Source organism: Saccharothrix sp. CB00851, from assembly GCF_001905065.1.
In the GTDB taxonomy this organism is placed as follows: Bacteria; Actinomycetota; Actinomycetes; order Mycobacteriales; family Pseudonocardiaceae; genus Actinosynnema.
This window is the reverse complement of the sequence record NZ_LWLC01000012.1, coordinates 457,540-474,338: the sequence shown is the minus strand read 5'-3', so window position 1 is coordinate 474,338 and position 16,799 is coordinate 457,540. Positions and strand designations below refer to the sequence as shown.

19 protein-coding genes and 3 pseudogenes are annotated in these 16,799 nt (G+C 71.4%); 2 read left to right on the top strand and 20 right to left on the bottom strand.

The window, feature by feature from the left end; translation table 11 throughout:
* Positions 1–11: 11 nt before the first annotated feature.
* The 15 genes and pseudogenes from A6A25_RS14950 to A6A25_RS46625 all read right to left on the bottom strand — a co-directional run.
* Positions 12–716: a TIGR03943 family putative permease subunit gene (locus A6A25_RS14950; RefSeq protein ID WP_073889757.1), complete on the bottom strand. Its 705-nt coding sequence runs from the start codon at positions 714–716 to the stop codon at positions 12–14.
* Positions 717–719: 3 nt separating this feature from the next.
* The gene (locus tag A6A25_RS14945) at positions 720–1,748 is read right to left on the bottom strand and encodes a permease (RefSeq protein WP_083668334.1); all 1,029 of its coding nucleotides are present in this window, start codon (positions 1,746–1,748) and stop codon (positions 720–722) included.
* A 272-nt stretch (positions 1,749–2,020) separates the two neighbouring features.
* Positions 2,021–2,455, bottom strand: a complete 435-nt coding sequence (locus A6A25_RS14940) for a VOC family protein (RefSeq protein ID WP_073889755.1) — start codon at positions 2,453–2,455, stop codon at positions 2,021–2,023.
* 170 nt (positions 2,456–2,625) lie between these two features.
* Complete coding sequence (locus A6A25_RS14935) at positions 2,626–2,898, bottom strand: hypothetical protein (RefSeq protein ID WP_073889753.1); 273 nt, start codon at positions 2,896–2,898, stop codon at positions 2,626–2,628.
* The gene (locus A6A25_RS14930) at positions 2,898–3,323 is read right to left on the bottom strand and encodes a YbjN domain-containing protein (protein WP_274534310.1); all 426 of its coding nucleotides are present in this window, start codon (positions 3,321–3,323) and stop codon (positions 2,898–2,900) included. Before A6A25_RS14930 ends, A6A25_RS14935 begins: the two co-directional genes overlap by 1 nt.
* Complete coding sequence (locus A6A25_RS14925; RefSeq protein WP_073889751.1) at positions 3,324–4,142, bottom strand: isoprenyl transferase; 819 nt, start codon at positions 4,140–4,142, stop codon at positions 3,324–3,326.
* A 42-nt stretch (positions 4,143–4,184) separates the two neighbouring features.
* Positions 4,185–4,937 (bottom strand): DNA repair protein RecO, encoded by a 753-nt coding sequence (recO, locus tag A6A25_RS14920; RefSeq protein WP_073889749.1) that lies wholly within the window; start codon positions 4,935–4,937, stop codon positions 4,185–4,187.
* Complete coding sequence (gene era, locus A6A25_RS14915) at positions 4,937–5,833, bottom strand: GTPase Era (RefSeq protein ID WP_073889747.1); 897 nt, start codon at positions 5,831–5,833, stop codon at positions 4,937–4,939. The genes recO and era overlap by 1 nt, the downstream gene beginning before the upstream one ends.
* Positions 5,834–5,901: 68 nt before the next feature.
* The gene (locus A6A25_RS14910; RefSeq protein ID WP_073889745.1) at positions 5,902–6,231 is read right to left on the bottom strand and encodes a hypothetical protein; all 330 of its coding nucleotides are present in this window, start codon (positions 6,229–6,231) and stop codon (positions 5,902–5,904) included.
* Positions 6,232–6,564 carry a cytidine deaminase gene (locus tag A6A25_RS14905; RefSeq protein WP_073889743.1) on the bottom strand — a complete coding sequence of 111 codons (333 nt, stop codon included), beginning with the start codon at positions 6,562–6,564 and terminating at the stop codon, positions 6,232–6,234. It lies immediately after the preceding gene.
* A complete protein-coding gene (locus A6A25_RS14900) occupies positions 6,557–7,855 on the bottom strand; it encodes a hemolysin family protein (RefSeq protein ID WP_073889741.1) in 1,299 nt (432 codons plus the stop codon). Before A6A25_RS14900 ends, A6A25_RS14905 begins: the two co-directional genes overlap by 8 nt.
* Positions 7,856–7,868: 13 nt before the next feature.
* A complete protein-coding gene (ybeY, locus tag A6A25_RS14895) occupies positions 7,869–8,423 on the bottom strand; it encodes an rRNA maturation RNase YbeY (protein WP_073889739.1) in 555 nt (184 codons plus the stop codon).
* 5 nt (positions 8,424–8,428) lie between these two features.
* Positions 8,429–8,794, bottom strand: a pseudogene (locus A6A25_RS45490) (PhoH family protein); the annotation flags it as partial.
* Positions 8,795–9,103: 309 nt separating this feature from the next.
* A pseudogene (locus A6A25_RS46630) lies at positions 9,104–9,331 on the bottom strand (LAGLIDADG family homing endonuclease); the annotation flags it as partial.
* Positions 9,332–9,874: 543 nt separating this feature from the next.
* Positions 9,875–10,501, bottom strand: a pseudogene (locus A6A25_RS46625) (PhoH family protein); the annotation flags it as partial.
* 222 nt (positions 10,502–10,723) lie between these two features.
* On the opposite strand from A6A25_RS46625, the gene A6A25_RS14885 reads away from it, so the two are divergent.
* Positions 10,724–11,512 carry a GNAT family N-acetyltransferase gene (locus A6A25_RS14885; RefSeq protein WP_083668333.1) on the top strand — a complete coding sequence of 263 codons (789 nt, stop codon included), beginning with the start codon at positions 10,724–10,726 and terminating at the stop codon, positions 11,510–11,512.
* A gap of 8 nt (positions 11,513–11,520) precedes the next feature.
* Here the strand turns inward: A6A25_RS14885 and A6A25_RS14880 are convergent, their stop codons facing one another.
* The 5 genes from A6A25_RS14880 to hrcA form a co-directional block, all read right to left on the bottom strand.
* Complete coding sequence (locus tag A6A25_RS14880) at positions 11,521–11,862, bottom strand: histidine triad nucleotide-binding protein (protein WP_073889734.1); 342 nt, start codon at positions 11,860–11,862, stop codon at positions 11,521–11,523.
* Positions 11,863–11,911: 49 nt separating this feature from the next.
* A complete protein-coding gene (locus tag A6A25_RS14875) occupies positions 11,912–12,553 on the bottom strand; it encodes an alpha/beta hydrolase family protein (protein ID WP_241828695.1) in 642 nt (213 codons plus the stop codon).
* Between the two features lie 318 nt (positions 12,554–12,871).
* Positions 12,872–13,606: a 16S rRNA (uracil(1498)-N(3))-methyltransferase gene (locus A6A25_RS14870; RefSeq protein WP_073889732.1), complete on the bottom strand. Its 735-nt coding sequence runs from the start codon at positions 13,604–13,606 to the stop codon at positions 12,872–12,874.
* A complete protein-coding gene (gene dnaJ / locus A6A25_RS14865) occupies positions 13,603–14,754 on the bottom strand; it encodes a molecular chaperone DnaJ (protein WP_073889730.1) in 1,152 nt (383 codons plus the stop codon). The genes A6A25_RS14870 and dnaJ overlap by 4 nt, the downstream gene beginning before the upstream one ends.
* A gap of 82 nt (positions 14,755–14,836) precedes the next feature.
* The gene (hrcA, locus tag A6A25_RS14860) at positions 14,837–15,859 is read right to left on the bottom strand and encodes a heat-inducible transcriptional repressor HrcA (RefSeq protein WP_073890114.1); all 1,023 of its coding nucleotides are present in this window, start codon (positions 15,857–15,859) and stop codon (positions 14,837–14,839) included.
* Positions 15,860–15,971: 112 nt separating this feature from the next.
* Between hrcA and A6A25_RS14855 the strand changes: the two genes are divergently transcribed.
* Positions 15,972–16,766: a GNAT family N-acetyltransferase gene (locus tag A6A25_RS14855; protein ID WP_143193156.1), complete on the top strand. Its 795-nt coding sequence runs from the start codon at positions 15,972–15,974 to the stop codon at positions 16,764–16,766.
* Positions 16,767–16,799: the final 33 nt, after the last annotated feature.

The window sequence follows — 16,799 nt, the reverse complement described above, 5'->3', positions numbered from 1 at the left end:
GCACCCGCGACTCAGCCTTCGTAGGTGTCCTCGGGTGCCGCGATCGGCACGACCTGCGACACGGTGAAGGTCGGCACGAACGCGCTCTCCTTGGTCGCCGAACCGGGCACCACGCGGCCGGTGGCCTCGACCCACTGGTCGGTCGGCAGCGCGGCGAAGTCCTGGCCCACCATCTTCGCCTTCACCGGCGCGGCGTCCGCGGCGCAGCACGAGATGGTCAGCCGGGCGATGAACACGTCGGCGTCCTTGCGCACCACGAACCCGGTGAGCTTGACCGTGCGGTCGTCCAGCGAGCCGGAGTCGTCCCACGCCGTGCGGGTGACGAACTCGGTGATGGTGAGCGGAATGACGGCGTCGGACGGCAGCGGCGCGAACCCGCTGGACGCCTTGGCCTCCTGGGCGGCGTTGCGGTCGGACCGGTTGACCGTGTCCGCGCCCAGCGCGGGCGGGCTGATCAGGAACACCGCGAACACCGGCAGCAGCAGCATCCACGGGCTGCGGGACGTGCCGTGCTCGTGCCCGCCGTGATGTTCCTGACCGCCCCTGATGTCGCGCACGATCGACACCAGCGCCAGCACCACCATGACGCCACCGGTCACCACCAGCCACGGCTGCAGCGACTCCTTGACGTACCGCAGGTAGGTGCCGGTCAGCGCGAGCTTCAGCAGGGCGCCGCCGAGCAGGACGAGCAGGATGTTCTGGGTTTCACGCCTCATGGGTCATCGCACCTCGTGGTCGATGTCGAACACCGCTCCGGCCACCAGGGCCGACGCGATCGCCACCACGAACGTGGCCGGCGCGAAGCGCGCCGCGAAGGACTTGCCGAACGCGCCCGCCTGCAGCGCGATGAGCTTGACGTCGACCGCCGGGCCGACCACCAGGAACACCAGCCGGGGCAGCAGCGGCAGCGCCGACATGGACGCCGCGACGAACGCGTCCGCCTCGCTGCACAGCGCCAGCACCACCGCCAGCAGCGACAGCACCACCACGGCGAGCACGAGCTGGCCGCCCAACGTCTCCAACCAGGACTGCGGCACGAGGACGTTGAACGCCGCCGCGAACACGCCGCCGAGCACCAGGAACCCGCCCGCGTCGACCAGGTCGTGCCGCGCGGTCTCGGCGAACACCACCCAGCGGGACGTGCCGTCGTGGTCGGGCAGGCGGCGCAACGCGCGTTCGGCGATCCACTCGGCCTTGCCGAACCGCGTCCACAGCCAGCCCATGACGACGGCGGTCAGCAGCGCACCCGCGAACCGCGCGGGCACCATCTCCGGCGCGTTCGGGAATGCCACGGCCGTGGACACCAGCACGATCGGGTTCACCGCGGGCGCCGCGAGCAGGAACGTCAGCGCCACGGCCGGTGCCACGCCCTGCTGCATCAACCTGCGGGAGACGGGCACGGAGGCGCACTCGCAGCCGGGCAGGGCCACGCCCGCGACACCGGCGACGGGCACGGCCAGCGCGGTCTTCTTCGGCAACGCCCGGCGCAGCACGGTGGCCGGGATGAACGCGGCGATCGCACCGCTGATCAGGACGCCGAGCACGAGGAACGGCAGCGCCTGCACGCACACCGCGACGAACACCGTGGACGCCGTGCGCAGCACCGGAACGTCGAGCACGCCGACCAGCCAGTCCTGCAGCACCAGCGCCAGCACGAGCAGCACGCAGAGCACTTCCAGCGAAGTGATCTTCCAGCGCGGCGACGGGCGGGGCGGGCGCGATCCGCGGATCTCGCCAGTGATTGTCACTTCCGAGATGATGCCAGAACCAGCGCCCGCGGCTCACCGACCTCCGTCGGTACTTCGGCGCCCGGTCATGTGATCGTCACCGGCGGCTAGGTCCGTGCCCGTGGACTGGCACGGGTGGCGCACCGAGCACGACCGTCCCGACTCGCGGCCGGCGCTGCGGCCGCGTGCCGTGCAGGCGCAGGTCCGGACTGCGCTGGACGACTGCCCGCCGACCCCGACCGCTGCCCACCGGCGCCCACACGTTCACCTTCACCGGCTGAGACCGGCGTGCTTCAGTCGAGGCAGAACTCGTTGCCCTCGACGTCCCGCATCACGATGGTCGACTCGTCCTCCTCGTCGGCGAGCAGCACTTCCACCTGGGTCGCGCCGAGCGCGACCAGCCGCTCGCACTCGGCGTGCAGCACGGCCAGCCGCTCGTCACCGACGAGCCCGGTCGCGACGCGGACGTCGAGGTGCACCCGGTTCTTGACCACCTTGCCCTCGGGCACGCGCTGGAAGTACAGCCGCGGCCCCACCCGGGCGGGATCGATGCACGCCGCCCACGAACCCTGCTTCTCCGGCGGCAGCGAACGGTCGTAGTCGTCCCAAGTGGCGAACCCGTCCGGCGGCGGCGGCAGGGTGTAGCCGAGCACTTCGCACCAGAATCGAGCGACCCGCCGCGGTTGCGCGCAGTCGAAAGTGACCTGGACCTGCCTGACCGACGTCATCGCTCCACCAGATTGAACGCTTGTCCGAAAAGAACGCGGGCGGAGGGGCCCGGCGCGCCCTCCACCCGCCAACACACGCAGGCGTCCCCACCAACGCTCACGCAGGCGTCCTCGCCAAGGGGACCCCTGCTTTTATTCTGCCGGCCGGGTCTGACAATTCCGGGCCGTCGTCACTCCGCCGGCTCTTCCTCGTCACGCAGTTCGGCGATCGTCGCCAGCACGTCCGCCGCCTCCGTCACGGGCAACAGCGGCTCGACCACGGCGGTCACGCCGCGGCTGGAGGCCAGGACCTCCTCGGCCAGCTTCACCGCGTCGTCACGGTCGTAAGGCCCGCACACGAACGACGCCCACTCCTCCCCCGCCGACGCCTCGAACGTGACGGCCCACGGCAGGCCCTCGACATCCGTGTCGTCGTCGGGCTCGTACACGATCACACCGGCCATCAGGCACTCCCGGTTCCGGCCAGCAGCTCGTTGCGCAGCTGCGAGGCAGTGGACACGACCAACATCAGCAGCGTGCTCAACGGCTCCGGCTTCAGCCCTTCGGCCGGGAACGCGTAGCGCAACGTCACATCCATCCCACGCTCGGTGTGCACCACGCCGAGCGTGCCGAACAGGCCCTGACCTGCGCGTTCCGCTGCGGACACGGCGAGGTCGCGGTCCTCGGGCAGGTCCCAGGCCACCACGCAGGTCAGGCTGAGCACGGTCAGCCCTTCGGCCAACCGCATCGCCTGCACCGCGCACGGCACCTCGGCGTGCTGGAAGCTCAGCGCGCCGTCGTCGTCGACGTGGACGTCGTGGAACATCTCCAACGCCTCACGGGCCGCGGTGAGCAGTTCCGCGGTCACCTTGGCGTCCTGGTCGGTCACTTAAGAATCCTCCACGTCGGGCTTGTCCACGGCGCCGCCGAAGCGCCGGTCGCGCATGGCGTACGCCTCGCACGCGCGCCACAGGTCCAGCCGGTCGAAGTCGGGCCACAGGATGTCCTGGAACACCAGCTCCGCGTACGCCGACTGCCAGAGCAGGAAGTTCGAGGTGCGCTGCTCGCCGGACGGCCGGATGAACAGGTCCACGTCCGGCATCTCGGGCTGGTACAGGTACTTGGCGAGGGTGCGGTCGTCGACCTTGTCCGGGTTGATCTTGCCGGCGGCGGCCAACCTGGCCACCTCGCGGGCCGCGTCACCGATCTCGGCCCGCCCGCCGTAGTTGATGCACATCGCCAGGTTCAGCACGTCGTTGTCCTTCGTGCGCTCCTCGGCGACCTCGAGCTCCTTGATGACGCTGCGCCACAGCTTGGGCCGCCGCCCCGCCCACCGCACCCGCACACCGAGTTCGTCCAGCTCGTCGGTGCGGTGGTGGATCACGTCACGGCTGAAGCCCATGAGGAACCGGACCTCCTCCGGGCTGCGCCGCCAGTTCTCGGTGGAGAACGCGTACAGCGACAGCCACTTCACGCCCAACTCGATGGCGCCCTTGGCCGCCTCGACCACGACGGCCTCGCCGCGCTTGTGCCCCTCGATGCGGGACAGGCCGCGCTGGTTGGCCCAGCGTCCGTTGCCGTCCATCACGATCGCGATGTGCCGGGGGACGAGGTCGGCGGGCAGCACCGGGGGCGTCGCGCCGGTGGGGTGCGGTTCCGGGGGTCGGGGAACGCGCTGGACGCGCTCAACCCGCCGTCGGCGGAGCATGGCTGTCCTCTCCAGGGTGGGGTTCTCGTGCGGCGAGCGACTCTAACCGTCGGCCGGTTGCGCCTTTCGCTCGACCAACGGCAGCGACCGCAACTGCCGCTCCAGGTGCCACTGCAGGTGCGCCGCGACCAGGCCGCTCGCGTCACGGCGGGCACCGGCGGGAATGCCGTCCACCACGTCCCACCGGCCGTGCAGGAGTGCGGCGAGCAGGCGCAACGTGTCGGCGGACGGCGTGGCACTGCCCGGCGGACGGCACCGCGCGCACACCATGCCGCCCGCGTGCACGTTGAACGCCCTGTGCGGGCCGGGGTCGGCGCAGCGGGCGCACTCGTCGACCGCCGGCGCCCAGCCCGCGAACGCCATCGCGCGCATCAGGAACGCGTCGAGGATGAGCGAGGCGTCCCGCTCCTTCGCCGCCAGCGCCCGCAACGCGCCCGTGACCAGCAGGTACAGCCGCAGGACCGGTTCACCCTCCTCGGCGGTGAGCCGGTCGGCGGTCTCCAGCACCGCGCACGCCGCCGTGTAGCGCTGGTAGTCGTCCACCAGCACCACGCCGAACGCGTCCAGCGTCTCCACCTGCGTGATCACGTCCAGCGACCGGCCGGGGTAGAACTGCACGTCGACGTGCCCGAACGGCTCCAGCCGGGCGCCGAACCGGGACGACGTGCGGCGCACGCCCTTGGCCACCGCGCGCACCTTGCCGTGCTTCTGGGTGAGCAGCGTGATGATCCGGTCGGCCTCGCCGAGCTTCTGCACCCGCAGGACCACGCCGGTGTCCCGGTAGAGGTTCGCCACTAGAACCCCAGTCTGCGCAACTGCTTCGGGTCGCGCTGCCAGTCCTTGGCGATCTTGATGTGCAGGTCGAGGTAGACGCGGGTGCCGAGCAGCTTCTCGATGTGCCTGCGCGAGGTGATGCCGACCTGCTTGAGGCGTTCACCGCGGTGGCCCAGGATGATCGCCTTCTGGCTCGGCCGCTCCACGAACACGTTGGCGTGGATGTCCACCAGGTCGTCCCGGCCCTCGCGGGGCAGCATCTCCTCCACCACGACGGCGATCGAGTGCGGCAGCTCGTCGCGCACGCCCTCCAGCGCCGCCTCCCGGATCAGCTCGGCGACCAGCGTCTGCTCCGGCTCGTCGGTCAGCTCGCCGTCCGGGTACAGCGGCGGCCCCTCGGGCAGCTTGCCCAGCACCAGGTCGGCGAGGGCGTCGACCTGGTAGCCGTCCACCGCGGACACCGGGATCAGGTCGGCGAAGTCCATCACGTTCTGCAGGGCCAGCAACTGCTCGGCGACCTGCTGCTGGCCGACCAGGTCGGTCTTGGTGACGATGCCGATGACCGGGGTGCGCTTGGCGATCTTCTCCAGCTCGGCGGCGATGAACTTGTCACCGGGGCCGACCTTCTGGTCGGCGGGCACGCAGAACCCGACCACGTCCACCTCGGACCACGTCTCGCGCACCAGGTCGTTGAGGCGCTGGCCGAGCAGCGTGCGCGGCCGGTGCAGACCGGGGGTGTCCACGAGGACCAGCTGGCCGTCCTCGCGGTGCACGATGCCCCGGATGGTGTGCCGGGTGGTCTGCGGCTTGCTCGACGTGATCGCGACCTTGGTCCCGACCAGCGCGTTGGTCAACGTCGACTTGCCTGCGTTGGGGCGGCCGACGAAGCACGCGAACCCGGAGCGGTAACCATCCATCCACCCATTGTCCCCGCCCCCGCCGACCGCGCCGCGCCAGCCCTCGCCAGGCACGGGCCCCGACCCGCTCAGGCCCGCTGCGCCGGGGGCTCGATGCGGTTCACCTCGAGCGTCACCGGCATCGGGCCGCCGTCGGCGAGCCAGCCCTCCAAGTCGTCCATCACCGCGTCGTGCAGGACGAACCCGAGCCACACCGGCTTGTGCCCCGCCGGCTTCACCACGACGACGTTCGAGTTCTCGCACGCGTCGAGGCAGTCGGCGGTGCGCACGCGCAGCCGGCCGCCGGAACCGTCGGCCAGGGCCCGCAACCGCCGCAACTGCTCGTCGTGGTCGTAGTCCGGGTGCTTCTTGACCGTGCCGCAGCAACAGCCGCGGCACACCGTCACGTAGTCGCGCACCTACACGGTCTCCTGCACGGCGCCCGAGGCGTCGGCCCGCAGCACCGGCGCGTCGGCGGTCAGGTCGCGCACCGCCGCGACGGAGTCGGCGTCCACCTCGCCCGAAGCGGTGACGACGGCCGCCGCTTCCAGGCCCTCGGCACCGCTGGACACGGCCGCCGCGACCGCCGCCTGCAACGCCGTCAGCTTCAGCGACGGCAGCGCGATCGTGGTCGCCGCGTAGGTCCGGCCGTCGGTGTCGCGCACCGCCGCACCCTCCGCCGCCCCCGTGCGGGCCCGCGCCGAGCGCGCCAGCGTCACGATCTTCTGGTCCTCGGGGTCGAGGTCACTCACCGGTGGTCCCCTCGCTGTTGTGGCCGTTGTTCAGCGGGCGCACCAGCACTGTCGTGATGCGCATCCGCCCGCGTTCGTCCTTGCCGCCCTCGGCCCGCATCCGCAGGCCCGCGATCTCGGCTTCCGTGCCCGGCAGCGGCACGCGGCCCAGGCGCTGCGCCAGCAGGCCGCCGACCGTCTCCACCTCGTGGTCGTCCAGCTCCGTGCCGAACAACGCGTCCAGGTCGTCCACCGGCAACCGCGCGCTGACCCGCACCGAACCGTCGTCCAGGTGCTCCACCGGCGGCCGGTCGTCGGTGTCGGACTCGTCGGTGATCTCGCCGACGATCTCCTCCAGGATGTCCTCGATCGTCAGCAGGCCCGCCGTGCCGCCGTACTCGTCCACCACGACCGCCAGGTGGTTGCGCGACAGCTGCATCTCCCGCAGCAGGTCCGCGATCGGCTTCGAGTCCGGGATGAACGACGCCGGCTTCATCACGTCCGCCACCGCCGTGCCGTTCGGCTCCTCGGCCAACGTCAGCCGCACCAGGTCCTTGAGGTTCACCACGCCGACGATGTCGTCCACGCTCTCCCCGATCACCGGCACCCGCGTGTACCCGGTGCGCAGCGACAGGGCCAGCGCCTGCCGGATCGACTTGGTCTGCTCGATCCACACGATCTCGGTGCGCGGCACCATCACCTCGCGCGCGATCGTGTCGCCCAGCTCGAAGACCGAGTGGATCATCTCCCGCTCGCCCTCGTCCACGACGCCGCGTTCCTGCGCCATGTCCACCAGCTCGCGCAGCTCCACCTCGGACGAGAACGGTCCCTCGCGGAAACCCTTGCCCGGTGTGATCGCGTTGCCGACCAGGATCAGCAGCTTGCTCAACGGGCCCAGCACGCGGCCGAGCACCCGGATCGGGCCCGCCGCCAGCAGGCTCACCGCGTACGGGTGCTGCCTGCCGATCGTCCGCGGACCCACGCCGACCAGCACGTACGACACCACGAGCATGCTCAGCCCGGCGACCAGCATCGCCACCCAGTCGGTGGCGATGAACCCCAGGCACACCACGGTCACCAGCACCGTCGCCGCCAGCTCGCAGCCCAGGCGCAGCAACAGCAGCAGGTTGACGTGCCGCGGCCGGTCGGCCAGCAGCTGGATCAACTGCCCCGTGCCCGCCCGGCCCTGCCGCTGCAACGCCTCGACCCGGGCCCGCGACACCGTGCCCAGCGCCGCGTCGACCCCCGCGAACGCGCCGGCCGACAACACCAGCACCACGGCCAACACCAGCAAGCCGGCAGAACCGCCCATCACCCCGGCCGCCTCAGGCCGTCGGCTCGGGCCGGTCCTGGTCTTCCAGGCCGACCGCCCCGAGGAGCTTCGAGTCGGCCTCGCGCTGCGCCGACTTGCGCTCCGCCTCGGCCGCCGCGGTGCGGAAGTCGCCCAGGATGCGGTTCTGCAACGTGAACATCTCCCGCTCCTCGGCGGGCTCGGCGTGGTCGTAGCCGAGCAGGTGCAGCACGCCGTGCACGGTCAGCAGGTGCAGTTCGTCCAGCAGGCTGTGGCCCGCCTTCTTGGCCTGGTCCTTGGCGAAGTCCGGGCACAGCACGATGTCGCCGAGCAGCGCCGGGCCCAGGCCCGTGGCGTCCGGGCGGCGCGCCGAGTCCAGCTCGTCCATCGGGAACGCCATCACGTCCGTCGGGCCGGGCAGGTCCATCCAGCGCTGGTGCAGGTCCGCCATCACGTCCAGCTCCACCAGCAGGACGGACAGCTCGGCCAACGGGCTGACGCCCATCCGGTCCAGGGCGAACCGGGCGGCGGCGACGATGGACGGCTCGTCCACGCTCACGCCCGACTCGTTCGCGATCTCGATGCTCACGGCGCCTATCGTCCCCGGCGTTGCCCGCGCGACCGCGCACCGGGTCCGGCGTGGTGCTGGTGCCGGTCCGCCGCGTCGCCCTCGTCCTGCTCGACCTGCCACTTCTCGTAGGCGTCCACGATGTCCGCGACCAGCCGGTGGCGGACCACGTCGCTGCTGGTCAGGACGGAGAAGTGGACGTCGTCCACGCCTTCGAGGATGTCCTTGACGACCTTCAGCCCGCTGCGCTGCCCACCGGGCAGGTCGACCTGCGTGATGTCACCGGTCACCACGATCTTCGAGCCGAACCCCAACCGGGTGAGGAACATCTTCATCTGTTCGGGCGTCGTGTTCTGCGCCTCGTCCAGGATGATGAACGCGTCGTTGAGCGTGTTGTGGGTCAGCAGGTAGTCCTCGGTGACGTAGAGCGAGTCCGCCGCCGCCACCTGGATGCACACCGCCTCGGCACGGCCCGCGGGCTCGATGCTGTCGATGAACCGCATGGGCCGCCCGCCGCCGCCCGCCGCGAGGTACTTCTCCCGCTTGCGGGCGAGCCGGAACGGTTCGACGCCCTCGGGCAGCCGGATGTCGACGACGTGCGCGTCGTGTCGGCAGGCCACCGCCCGCCCGCCGGCGAAACCGGGCTTGCGGCCCTCGGCGACGCGGGTCCTCGTGTACGCGACGCCGCCCAGCGACCGGACCAGGCGGATCACGTCGTCCCTGAGCTGCGCCGACGTGGTCGTGTACTGGATCCGGCAGGTGCGGCCGACCTGCGTGACCGGCCCGCCGTCGGAGTCCAACAGGCCTTGCAACAGCGCGACCCTGGCCTCGGCCGTGTTGGCGAGGTAGACCTCCGGGATGAACTTCGTGTGCGAACGCGTGCCCCACAGGCTGAGCGCCCGGAGCGCTCCGGTGACGGGATTCTCCATCGTCACGACATCGCCCGGCGACTTCACCCGGTTGAGGGTGTAGTTCACCCGGTCCTTCCAGTTCACCGCGACGCCGGGCAGAGCCGACTGGAGCGCGACCGCCAGTTCCGGGTCGTCGGTGGCGAAGGACGGCGTGGTGGAGCCGGTCGGGCAGCCGTCGCCGAGCAGCAGGCCCAGGGCGTACGGGTCCATCGGGACCTCACGCTCCGGGTGGCACGTCGGGGCGCTGAGCAGCGGCAACTCGTACCGGCGCGCGTGGGCGGCGCGGAGGTTGCCGATCATCTCCTTGGTGTGCAGCACCCGCCACGGCTTGTTGCGACGGCGGTCGGACCTCGTCCGCACCGTCCACAGGTGATCACCGCAGGCCAGGGTCGAGGCGCCGTCCTGGGCCGTGACCCGGTAGATGTCCTTCTCGCCCTGCGGATACACACCGAGGACCGGGGTTGGCTCGCCGTTCGAGCCGATGACCAGGTCACCGACCTGGAGGCTGCCGATGGGCCGAAACCCGTCCGGGGTGAGCACGTTCGTGAACACCGGTTGCGCCCGACCACGCATATATGCGAGTGGGGCGACCTCGATCGTGCCGGCCTGGGTGAGGCGCGGGATGGACTCCGGGTCGACCATGTCGTGCAGCGCGTCGTAGAGGGGGCGCAGGTACGGGTCGATCTTCTCGTACAGCGTGCCCGGCAGGTAGCCCAGCCGCTCGCCCGCCTCGACCGCCGGTCTGGTCAGGATGATCCGGTTGACCTGCTTGGCCTGCAGCGCCTGCACGGCCTTGGCCATGGCGAGGTACGTCTTGCCGGTACCCGCGGGACCGATGCCGAACACCACGGTGTTCTGGTCGATCGCGTCCACGTAGTGCTTCTGGTTCAGCGTCTTCGGCCGGATGGTGCGGCCGCGCCTGCTGATGATGTCGAGGCTCAGCACCTCGGCGGGCGACTCGGCGGTGCCCGCGGACAGCATCGCGACCGTGCGGCGGACCGTGTCCGGGCCTACCTGCTGGCCGCGGCTGGCGAGGGTGACCAGTTCGGAGAACACGCGTTCGGCGAACGCCACGTCGGCGGGCTGGCCGGAGAGCGTGATCTCGTTGCCGCGCACGTGCACGTCGGCGACCAGCAGTTCCTCGGCGAGCCGGAGGTTCTCGTCGCGCGATCCGAGCAGGGCGAGCACCGCGCCGTCGGGCACGGCGAACTTGGACTGGGCGTCGGCCGCGGTGGGGGCTGCCTGCGGCGTGTTGTCGTCGGTACCGGCCACGTGGCCTCGGGCCCTCTTCCTGCGCGTTCGCGCCGTGCTCGGGTGAAGTCGACCTATCGGTTCCGATGCTAGCCGCCACCACCGACAGTCCGCACCGGAGTAAGAAACGGGTTGGACACGGCGGGTGTACTCGGGGGCGTGGAGAACTTGCGCGTGCTCACCCCGGACGACCTGACCGCCTGCCTGCGCCTCGGGCTGGACCGGGGGTGGTCGGAGGAGCCGGAGAAGTGGGCGTTCCTGCTGCGCGTCGGCACCGGGTTCGGGCTGTTCGACGGGGACGAGCTGGTCGGCACCACCATCGTCACCCGGTTCGGTGACGAGCACGCGGCGGTGAGCATGGTGCTGGTGGCGTCGAGCCACGGCGGGCGCGGGTTGGGGCGGCGGCTGGTGGAGCACGCGTTGGCGTTCGCGGACGCGCCGGTGGTGTCGTTGCACGCGACTTCGTACGGCAAGCCGTTGTACGAGAAGTTGGGTTTCCGGTCGGTGGGCGTGGTGACGGCGCACGTGGGGGCGTTCGGCGGGACGGCTTCGGGCACGTCGCGGCCGGTGACCGAGGAGGACCGGGCGCGGGTGGTGGCGGTCGACGCCGAGGTGTTCGGCGCCGACCGGTCGGCGATGTGGGGTGCGCTGTTCGGGTTCGCGTCGCAGGTCAGGGTGGCTGACGACGGGTTCGTGGCGACGTGGCTCAACGGGCCGGTGACGATGGTGGGGCCGGTGGTGGCGCCGTCGGTGGGTCGTGCGGCGGAGTTGGTCGCGGACGTGGCGGTGGGTGCGACGGTGCGGGTGGACGTGCGGGACCCTGCGTTGGGCGCGTGGTTGGAGGCGCACGGCGTGGTGCCGCGGTTCACCGCGGAGCTGATGGTGCGCGGGGCGTTCAGCGGTGACCGTGCGCGCCTCCACGCGCCGGTGATGCAGGCCCTCGGTTAGGTCGGGGGTCAGGCCAGGGGGCCGAGTCGCCGTCCGCCGAGGACGTGCAGGTGGGCGTGGAAGACGGTCTGGCCCGCGTCCTCGCCGGTGTTGAACAGCAGCCGGTAGCCGCTGTCGGCGACGCCCTCGGACTTCGCCACCTCGCCGGCGGCCAGGAACAGGTCGTCCAGCACGGTGGGCGCGGCGGCGGCGAGGGCCACGGCGTCGGGTGCGTGCACCTTCGGCACCAGCACGACGTGCGTCGGCGCTTGGGGTGCGATGTCGCGGAACGCCAGCGTGGTGTCGGTCTCGTGCACCACGGTCGCCGGGATCTCGCGGGCGACGATGCGGCAGAACAGGCAGTCGGACATGGCTCCGCAGGCTACCGACCCGTGTGTCGAACGCTCAGGACCCGTGAGTTCAACGCTCAGGTCGGGTCGCGCGGGACCTGAGCGTTGAACTCACGGGTCCTGGAGGTTCGACACGCGGGACGTGAGCGTACGACTCTCGGGCGAGGCGGAGGGTGGCGGTGCGGCAGGCGGCCCAGGCCGGGGTGCCCGGGGTGATCAGGGACATGTGGTCGGTGGCGGGCAGGGTGATCAGCTCGGCGCCGGAGGCGTGGGCGAACGACTCGCTCTGCGCGAACGGGACGTCCTCGTCGTCCGTGCCGTGCACCAGGACCAGGGGCTTCGCGATGGGGAGCTGGGCGGCGGGTGACGCGTCGGCGTACAGGTCGGGTACCTCGGCCGGGGTGCCGCCGAGCAGTTCGGCGGCACGGCGGGTGATCTGCGGGTGCTGGAGGAAGTCCAGCACCCCTGCCTGGGCGACCGCGCCGACGACGCGCGGGTGGCGTGCGGCGGCCCAGACCGCCAGGTGACCGCCGGCGGAGTGACCCAGCGTGACCACCGGGCCGAGGGCCGGGTCGAGGGCGTCGATGGCGGCGAGGACGTCGTCACCGGTCGCGGGCCAGCCGCCACCCCCGGTTACCCGCCGGTACTCGATGTTGTAGGCGGCCACGCCGTGTTCGACCAGGTCGGCGACCAGAGGGCGGCCGAGTGCCAATCCATAACGCTGATGCCAGAAACCGCCGTGGATTACCACCACGACCGGAAACGATTCACCGGATGGCGAGGAAAACTCGCCGAACTGGCTCGGGTGCGACCCGTAGACGATGCGCAATCGAAACCCCTTGGAGGCAAAAAAGAGGCCGCGTCGCGGTGGGACCTGGGGGTCGTCCCACCGCGACGCGGCGGCGCCGGACCGAGGGGGGAGGTGTCCGGCGAGTCTGGCAAGGGGCCGATCGCGCCTAGACCAATGCAGCCCCTCTGCCCACCAGCGTAACCCCTACGTCGGGTGTTCGCCAGAAGGGAGCAAGGCCAATTACCGCCAGCGATCGGTCAGCACACCCAGCGCACCCAAAGCGACCGCCGCCGCGGTCGACGCTCGCAGAACGGTAGGACCCAGTCGCACAACGTGCGCGCCGACCCCGGTCAACGCGGACAATTCCTCGTCGGTGATGCCGCCTTCCGGTCCGACGACCAGCAGCACATCACCCGAAGCGGGCAACTGAACCGATCCAAGTCCGACGGAAGCGGATTCGTGCAAAACCAAAGTGACCGTCGACGACGACGCCAACCGCACGAGCCCGGACGTCGAAACGGGTTCGGAGACCGACGGCACGCGTGCCCGGCGAGCCTGCTTCGCCGCCTCACGGGCGGTGCTGCGCCAGCGTTCGAGGGCCTTCGCCCCCCGCGGCCCGTCTTCCCACTTCGTCACGCAGCGCGAGGCACGCCACGGCACGACCCCGTCCACGCCCGCCTCGGTGGCCAGCTCCACGGCCAGCTCACCCCGGTCACCCTTGACCAGCGCCTGCGCCACGACCACGCGAACGGACGGCGAAGGCACGACCCACCGTTCGGCGACGCGCAGCCTCAGGGAGTCCTTGAACGCCTCCTCGACCACGCACCGCACCTGGGCGCCCGTGCCGTCGGAGAGCACCAGCTCCTCCCCCGCGCGCAACCGGCGCACGGTGGCCGCGTGCCGCCCCTCCGGTCCGTCCAGGACGGCGGAGTCACCGGGCGGCAGCGCGGCGACCAGGAAGACCGGCAGCGTCACCGGTGGTTGCGGCCGGCCCGCAGCCGCGAGAACAGCCCGCCGCCGCCCTTGCCGTTGTGCGCGAGCGTCGGCTCGTCCTCGCCGCGCACGACGGCCAGCTCGCGCAGCAGTTCGGCCTGCCGGGCGTCCAGCTTGGTCGGCGTGACGACTTCGAGGTGCACGTGCAGGTCGCCGCGGCCGTCGATGCGGCCGCTGGACCGCAGCCGGGGCATGCCGCGCCCGGTGAGCACCAGCTCGGTGTTCGGCTGGGTGCCGGGCTCGATCTCCAGCTCCTCCTCGCCGTCCAGCGTCTGCAGCGGCAGCACCGCGCCCAGCGCGGCCGTCGTCATCGGGATGCGCACGGAGCAGTGCAGGTTCGCGCCGTCACGTTCGAAGACCTCGTGCGGCACCTCTTCGACCTCGACGTACAGGTCGCCGGCCGGTCCGCCGCCGGGGCCGACCTCGCCCTGGCCCGCGAGCCGCACCCGCATGCCCTCGGCCACACCGGCCGGGATCTGCACCGAGATGGTGCGCCGCGAGCGCACCCGACCCTCGCCCGCGCACTGCTGGCACGGGTCGGGGATGACCTCGCCGAGGCCGCGGCACACCGGGCACGGCCGCGCCGTGACGACCTGGCCCAGGAACGAGCGCTGCACCGACTGCACCTCGCCCCGGCCGCCGCACGTGTCGCAGCGCACCGGGGACGAGCCGTCCGCGCAGCCGCTGCCGACGCACCGGTCGCACAGGATCGCCGTGTCCACGGTGAGCTCGCGCGAAGCACCGGCCGCGCACTCCTCCAGCGTCATCGACAGCCGGATGAGCGCGTCCGAGCCGGGCTGCACCCGGCTGCGCGGACCGCGTCCGCCACCGCCGCCCGCACCGAAGAAGGCGTCCATGATGTCGCCGAGACCGAATCCCGCGAACGGGTCGCGCATGCCGCCGCCACCACCGCCGCCCGGCTCCAACGGGTCGCCACCCAGGTCGACGACCTGCCGCTTCTTCGGGTCCGACAGGACCTCGTAGGCGGCGGTCACCTCCTTGAAGCGCGCTTCCTCGTTGGGGTTGACGTCGGGGTGCAGCTGCCGCGCGAGCTTGCGGTAGGCGCGCTTGATCTCGTCGGGAGTCGCGTTCTTGGCGACCCCGAGCGTGCCGTAGTAGTCCCTCGCCACCGTGTTTCCTCCTGCGAACGCGCTTCGACACGCGCCCGCTCGCTTGCGGAACGTCCTGCGGGACCGCGGTGTTCCCCCGCTGTCACCGTCCGGTCAAGATCTCACCCACGTAGTTGGCGACCGCTCGCACCGCCGCCATCGTGCCGGGGTAGTCCATGCGGGTCGGCCCGACCACGCCCATGCCGCCGAGCAGGTTGTCCCGGCTGCCGTAGCCGATGGACACGACCGAGGTGCTGCGCATCTCGGCCGCTTCGTTCTCCTCGCCGATGTGCACCAGGATCCGGCCCGGGTCGCGGGCGGTGGCGAGCAGCTTGAGCACCACGACCTGCTCCTCCAGCGCCTCGAGCACCTGGCGCAGCGAACCGGGGAAGTCTGCCACGTTGCGGGTGAGGTTCGCCGTGCCACCCAGCACCAGGCGTTCCTCGGGGTGCTCCACCAGCGACTCGATGAGCACCGTGCTCACCCGCAGCACGATGTCGCGCAGGTCGCCCGGCGCCTCGTCGGGCAGCTTCGCGACCTCGGCGGAGGCGTCGGACAGGCGCTTGCCGACCATGGCGCCGTTGAGCATGGACCGGATGCGGGCGACGTTGTCCTCGGTGATCACGTCGCCGAGGTCGACCGAGCGCTGGTCGACCCGGCCGGTGTCGGTGATCAGCACCAGCATCAGCCGGGCCGGTGTGATCGCGAGCACTTCGATGTGCCGGACGGTGGAGCGGCTCAGGGTCGGGTACTGCACGACGGCGACCTGGCGGGTCAGCTGGGCGAGCAGTCGCACGCTGCGACGCAGCACGTCGTCGAGGTCGTAGGCGCCTTCGAGGAAGTTCTGGATGGCCCGGCGCTCGGGCGTGGACAGCGGCTTGACCTCGCTGAGCCGGTCCACGAACAGCCGGTAGCCCTTGTCGGTCGGCACGCGGCCGGCGCTGGTGTGCGGCTGGGTGATGTACCCGTCCTCCTCCAGGGAGGCCATGTCGTTGCGCACGGTCGCGCTCGAAACGCCGAGGTTGTGCCGTTCGACCAGGGCTTTCGAGCCGACGGGCTCCTGGTTCGACACGTAGTCGGCGACGATCGCGCGCAGGACCTCGAACCGGCGCTCATCGGCGTTCACGCACGTCACCTCCAGGGTACGGACCGGGCTGCTTCACCTTGAGTTTACGGAGGTTCGGGCCCGGATCGGAAAACCCGTTCGTCGGGCTTCGGTGCCGCGTTAGCGTCTGGTGGTGCTCACCCGCATCCAGGCCGCTTTGCGTGACGCGATCAGCGCCGACGCCGACCGCGTCGGACCGTTCCTGATCCGCTTCGACGCGCACAGCGACAACCTGTTCATGAACTACGCCGTGCCCGACGAGGGCGCCGCGCCGACGCGTGCCGAGGTGGACGCACTGGTGGCGGCGTTCCGGGCGCGGTCGCGCACGCCTCGGCTGGAGTACCTGCGGCCGTCGCCGGTGGTGGACGCGGCGCTGGAGGCGGCCGGGTTCACCGTGGACCAGTTGCTGCCGATGATGGCGATCGACTCGCTGGTCGCGCCGCCGGTGCCGGCCGGGTTGACGGTCGAGGCGGTGACGTCGGACGACGACCTGCTGGCGGTGTCCGTGGTGCAGAACACAGCGTTCGGCATGGGTGAGGCTGCCGGCGCGGAGGACGTGGCGCGGCAGCGGTCGCTGTTGCGCGACGGCGGGGTCGTCGTGCTGGCCCGGCTGGACGGCGAACCGGCGGGTGCGGGCGCGTACACCGCGCCGCGGTACCGCCTGTCGCAGGTGGCGGGGATCGCGGTGCCGCCGTCGTTCCGGGGGCGTGGCATCGCTTCGGCTGTGTGCGCCGACCTCACCGCGCGCGTCTTCGACTCGGGCTGCACGCCATTCCTGGAGACCGAACCGGACGCCAAGGTGGACCGCCTCTACGGACCGCTCGGCTACCGGACGATCGGCCACTCGGCATCGATCACCCTGAAAGAGCCGATCACCTCGAAGGATGAGCTCCGCCCGGGTCCCCGCCAAGGGGAACCCTTGTCGTAATTCTACCGACGGGGTCCGACAATCGACGGGGTC

What these genes read in the sequence shown, in the direction of transcription:
- A6A25_RS14950 (WP_073889757.1), bottom strand. Translation starts at nt 716, where the DNA reads ATGAGGCGTGAAACCCAGAACATCCTGCTCGTCCTGCTCGGCGGCGCC.
- A6A25_RS14940 (WP_073889755.1), bottom strand. Translation starts at nt 2,455, where the DNA reads ATGACGTCGGTCAGGCAGGTCCAGGTCACTTTCGACTGCGCGCAACCG.
- A6A25_RS14935 (WP_073889753.1), bottom strand. Translation starts at nt 2,898, where the DNA reads ATGGCCGGTGTGATCGTGTACGAGCCCGACGACGACACGGATGTCGAG.
- A6A25_RS14925 (WP_073889751.1), bottom strand. Translation starts at nt 4,142, where the DNA reads ATGCTCCGCCGACGGCGGGTTGAGCGCGTCCAGCGCGTTCCCCGACCC.
- era (WP_073889747.1), bottom strand. Translation starts at nt 5,833, where the DNA reads ATGGATGGTTACCGCTCCGGGTTCGCGTGCTTCGTCGGCCGCCCCAAC.
- A6A25_RS14900 (WP_073889741.1), bottom strand. Translation starts at nt 7,855, where the DNA reads ATGGGCGGTTCTGCCGGCTTGCTGGTGTTGGCCGTGGTGCTGGTGTTG.
- A6A25_RS14880 (WP_073889734.1), bottom strand. Translation starts at nt 11,862, where the DNA reads ATGTCCGACTGCCTGTTCTGCCGCATCGTCGCCCGCGAGATCCCGGCG.